Annotated in this window: 1 protein-coding gene; it reads left to right on the forward strand. The window is 71.8% G+C overall.

The genetic code is table 11. The features are described 5' to 3' along the window. Positions 1 to 128: 128 nt before the first annotated feature. On the forward strand, positions 129 to 554 hold a 426-nt coding region (locus AC5LUJ_RS23740), incomplete at its 3' end, for a type III pantothenate kinase (protein WP_493465822.1).

Consider the following 554-nt stretch of genomic DNA (forward strand, 5'->3'; position numbering starts at 1 on the left):
GGCCTCTCCGGCCTCTCCCCGCACTCTGACGCGGGCCTGGGCGCGGGCACGAGCCTGGGCGCGGGCACAGGCCCGGCCGCCACCGCGGACGCCGCGCCCACGACGGGCACCGGATCGGGGGCGTCCTGATGCTGCTCACGATCGACATCGGCAACACCAACACCGTCCTCGGCGTCTTCGACGGCGAGGACCTGGTGGATTCCTGGCGGGTACGCACCAACCCGCACTCGACCGCGGACGAGCTGTCGCTGCTCTTCCGCGGCCTGCTCCTGGACTACGACGTCGACGGCATCTCGGTGTGCTCGACCGTGCCGGCGGCCCTGCGGGAGATCCGGCGCATGGTGGTGCGCGCGTTCCGCAAGGTACCCGCCGTCGTGGTGGAGCCGGGCACGAGAACAGGGGTGCCGATCCTCATCGACAACCCCAAGGAGGCCGGCGCGGACCGGATCGTGAACGCGCTGGCCGCCCACCACCTCTACGGCGGCCCGGCGATCATCGTCGACTTCGGGACGTCCACGAACCTGGACGTGGTCTCCGGCCGCGGCGAGTTCCTT

The sequence above is a fragment of the Protofrankia sp. CiP1_Cm_nod3 genome, from assembly GCF_982290655.1.